The sequence below is a fragment of the Halalkalicoccus subterraneus genome (genome assembly GCF_003697815.1).
Lineage (GTDB): Archaea > Halobacteriota > Halobacteria > Halobacteriales > Halalkalicoccaceae > Halalkalicoccus > Halalkalicoccus subterraneus.
In genome coordinates this window covers 1-4,226 of sequence record NZ_RDQG01000086.1, presented here as the reverse complement: position 1 = coordinate 4,226, position 4,226 = coordinate 1, and the positions used below count along the sequence as shown (strand labels likewise).

Genomic DNA, 4,226 nt, shown 5'->3' with positions numbered 1-4,226 from the left:
CTGCAGCGCGTGCATGTTCATCTCGTCGCCGTCGAAGTCGGCGTTGTACGGCGGACAAACCACAGTATTCAGCCGGAAGGTCTTGTACGGCATCACGACCACCTCGTGGGCCATGATACTCATCCGATGCAGCGAGGGCTGGCGGTTGAAGATCACGATGTCGCCGTCGACCAGATGGCGGTTGACCTCCCAACCGGGTGCGAGGCTCTGGATCTCCGCCGCCTCGTCGTCGAGGCCGGCAAGCGCCTCGCAGTTCTTCTCTGTGACCTTCAGCCGGCGACCGTCGGGCCGTCGAACGTAGTTCGCGCCCGGATGCTCGTTGGGCCCGTTTGCGACGTACCGGCGGGCCTGCTCGATGTTGCGCTCGGTGACGACCATCGTCTGGGTCATCTCGTTTGCGACGTGCTCGGGGACGCCGACCTCGTTGAGCGAGAGCGTCGGGTCCGGACTGATGACGGTCCGGGCCGAGAAGTTCACGCGCTTGCCCGAAAGCGAATTGCGGAACCGGCCGTCCTTCCCCTTGAGACGCTGGCTGAGCGTTTTGAGAGGCCGCCCGGAGCGGTGGCGGGCCGGCGGCGTCCCGCTGATTTCGTTGTCCATGAACGTGGTGACGTGGTACTGCAGCAGCTCCCAGAGGTCCTCGATGATCAGCTGCGGAGCACCGGCCTCGCGGTTCTCCATGAAGCGCTGGTTGATCCGGATGATGTCGACCAGCTTGTGGGTGAGGTCGTCCTCGGAGCGCTGGCCGTTATCGAGCGTGATCGAGGGCCGGGAGGTAACCGGCGGAACGGGCAGCACGGTGAGGATCATCCATTCGGGACGGGATTTGTCGGGGTTCATCCCCAGAACCTCGATGTCCTCGTCGGGGATGTCCTCGAACCAGTCGCGGATATCGCTCGGCATCAGCTTGTTCAGGTCCTCCTCGGTGAGGTCGATTCCGAGGGCTTTCTCGATGGCCTCCCGGTCGGCTCGCCGGGGTCGGAACTCCCCGGAGAGGATCTGGTTGATCCGTGAGACGTCGATGTCGGTCTCCTCTGCGAGTTCCGGCGGCGTCGTCGCCTCGCCGTCCTCCTCGTCCTCGTCGGGTTGCATCGCCCCCGCGATCCGCTCGGAGTACTCGCTGGTCAGGACCTGTTGGACCTCGTAGTAGGTCGTCGGCTTCTCGTGTTGGACGTCGAACTGGGTTTCCCCACAGTGGGGACAAGTGTCGGTCTTCCGGGCCTGTCGGATCGCGGCTTTCGTCACGTCGTTCAGGTCGTCGCCGAGTTCGCGCGTGCGGGTGAGATCCTCCCGGAACTCCTCCTTTTCGTCCTCGGTGAGGAGGAGTCGCGAACACTCACGGCAGGTCCCTCGAAGCAGGCGTCGGATGAGCTTCGTAAAGCCGACGTGGATGACGGGTGCGGCGAGTTCGATGTTGCCGAAGTGCCCGTTGCAGGCCCCCGAGTGCTTCCCACACGTTTTACACTCCAGTCCGGGGTCGATGACGCCGAGTCGCGGGTCCATCAGCCCCATGTCGATGGGGAACCCGTCGTCGTCGTAGGTGTCGGCGGTGATGATCTTCGTCGCGCTCATCTCGCGGTACTCTTCGGGGTCCATCAGCCCGAAATCGATGCTGCCGATCTCCTTTGGTGTCGTTTGTGTTGGCATGGTGGTGTGGTTGAACGTAGTTAGACCGCATCCGAGAGTTCGAGGCGCGGTGCAATCCCCAGGGCCTTCATCTCGTCGAGCAGGAGGTTGAACGCATAACTCATCTCGATCTCGTGGATGTCCGTCTCCTCGCCGCAGTTCGGACAGTAGACACGCTGTTGTTGGACGTTCTCGACGGCGGTCATCCCGCAGTTGCCACAGACGTCGATATACTCGCGGTCCGAGGAGTCGAGCAGGCGCTCCTTGAGCACCATCGCCGCCCCGTGACCGATAACGGTGTCACGCTCCATCTCGCCGACCCGAAGCCCACCCTCACGGGCCCGGCCCTCGGTGGGCTGGCGGGTCAGCACCTGCACCGGCCCACGCGAGCGGGCGTGCAGCTTGTTCGAGACCATGTGATACAGCTTGTGATAGAGGATGGTCCCGACGAAGATCTCCGCCTCGATCTTCTCGCCGGAGACGCCGGAGTACATGACCTCCTTACCCGAGGACATGAACCCGCGCTCCTCGAGCCCGTCGCGCAGTTCGTCCTCGTCGCGCCCCGAGAACGGCGTGCCGTCGACGCGCTGTCCCTCGAGCGAGCCGACCTTTCCGCCGAGCATCTCCAGGACGTGGCCGACCGTCATTCGTGAGGGTAGGGCGTGCGGGTTAAGCACGAGGTCGGGCACGAGCCCTTCCTGCGTGAAGGGCATGTCCTCCTGGGGGGCGAGGTGGCCGACGACCCCCTTCTGTCCGTGTCGGGAGGCGAACTTGTCGCCGAGTTCCGGGATTCGCTCGTCGCGTACCTTCACCTTCGAGAGCTTCGAGCCGTCCTCGCCCTCCATGAGGGTGACGGTGTCGACGATTCCCGACTCGCCGGAACGCATCGTCACGCTCGTTTCGCGGCGCTTCTGGACGCCCATTCCGCCCATGTCATCCGGTTCTTCGAGGAACTTCGGCGGGGAGGTCTTCCCGAGCAGGACGGAGCTCTCGCTGACGTTCGTCTCGGGATTGACCAGTCCGTCCTCGTCGAGGTGGGTGTAGGCCTCCTCGCCGCGGGCACCGCGGACGTCCTCGCTGGGGATCTCGAAGCGGTCCTCCTGGCCGCCGGGATACCGGCGTTCCTCGCCCTCGTAGGTCCGGAAGAAGTGCGAGCGTGCAAGCCCCCGGTCGACCGAGCCCTGGTTCATCACCAGTGCGTCCTCGATGTTGAATCCCTCGTAGCTCAGGACCGCCACGACGAAGTTCTGGGCGGCGGGCCGTTCGTCGAACCCGATCTGTTCGGTGGTCTGGGTCTTGACCATCGAGAGCTGCGGGTAGTGCAGCAGGTGCTGGCGCGTGTCCGGTCGAATACGGTAGTTCGCGCTCGGTAGACCGAGCGACTGTTTCATCATCCCCGATCCCATCGTGATCCGGGGTGAGGCGTTGTGCTCGGGATACGGGATCATCCCCGCGCCGATCCCGAAGATTAGCGACGGGTCGATCTCGAGGTGGGTGTGCTCGTCGTTTACCTCCTCGCGATCGACGGCGACGTAGATGTCCTCTTCCTCCTCGGCGTCGATGAACTCGACGTAACCGTGCTCGACGAGCGTCTCGAACTCGATCTCGCCGTTCTCGAGCGACTCGACCGCCTCGTCGGTGATGAGAGGTTCGCCGTCCTCGACGACCAGCAGCGGTCGGCGCGCCCGGCCGGCGTCGGCGTTGATGATGACCTCGCGGGTGCGGTCCTTGACCGAGACGTTCACCATCTCGCTGACCTCGCCGCGGCGTCGCGCTTCGCGTACCTGTTCTGCGAGCTGTTCGGGGTCGGGGTGGGTGCCGACCAGACTGCCGTTGACGTATACTTTCGCGTCTCGTGCCTGTGCCATGTGTTAGTAGTTGGGGGATTAGTCGTCCGCGGGCGTTCGCGTGGTCGATTCGAGGCCCGGAATGCCCTCGACGCCCATCGACGCCAGTTCTCGTTTGAGTCCCTGTTCGTCCTCGATGTTCTGGGTCAGCTCCATCGCTTGAGCGAAGTTCTTCACCAGCCCACAGTTCGGTCCTTCCGGGGTCTCGGAGGGACAGATACGGCCCCACTGGGTCGCGTGCAGGTCACGCGCCTCGAAGTGGGGTTGACTCCGCGAGAGCGGGCTGCGAAGCCGACGCAGGTGGGAGAGAACGCCCATGAAGTCCGTGCGGTCGACCAGTTGGGAGACGCCCGAACGGCCGCCGACCCAGTTGCCGGTGGCAATTGGGTGTTCGAGCCGTTCGGTCAATACGTCCGAGCGAACCACGGTGTTGACCGAGAGCTGGCGGTTTCGCATGTTCGCGCGTTCGAGCTGGTACTTCACGTCCCGAGCCAGCTTGTTCAGCGCCGTCCTGAAGAGATCGGTCATCAGGTCGCCGCTGACCTTCAGGCGCTTGTTGGCGTAGTGGTCCTTGTCGTCGGAATCTCGGCGCTGGAGGGCGAGTTCGAAACACGCCTCGGCCATCCGGCAGAGGTAGAACGCCTTGTTGATCCGGACGTCCTCGTCCTCGACGCCTTCCTCGTGGAGGTGCGGAAGCAGGTACCGGTCGATGACGTAGTTCGCCCGTTTGAGCTGGTAGTTCTTGCCCTGACC

3 protein-coding genes are annotated in these 4,226 nt (G+C 64.0%); all 3 read right to left on the bottom strand.

From position 1 onward, the window contains the following. The coding region (locus EAO80_RS18680; protein WP_122091336.1) for a DNA-directed RNA polymerase subunit A' at positions 1 to 1,647 on the bottom strand (1,647 nt) is incomplete at its 3' end. Positions 1,648 to 1,667: 20 nt separating this feature from the next. Next, the gene (gene rpoB, locus EAO80_RS18675) at positions 1,668 to 3,494 is read right to left on the bottom strand and encodes a DNA-directed RNA polymerase subunit B (RefSeq protein ID WP_122091335.1); all 1,827 of its coding nucleotides are present in this window, start codon (positions 3,492 to 3,494) and stop codon (positions 1,668 to 1,670) included. Between the two features lie 18 nt (positions 3,495 to 3,512). Beyond that, positions 3,513 to 4,226, bottom strand: a 714-nt coding sequence (locus EAO80_RS18670) for a DNA-directed RNA polymerase subunit B'' (protein WP_122091334.1), incomplete at its 5' end; no start/stop codon positions are given.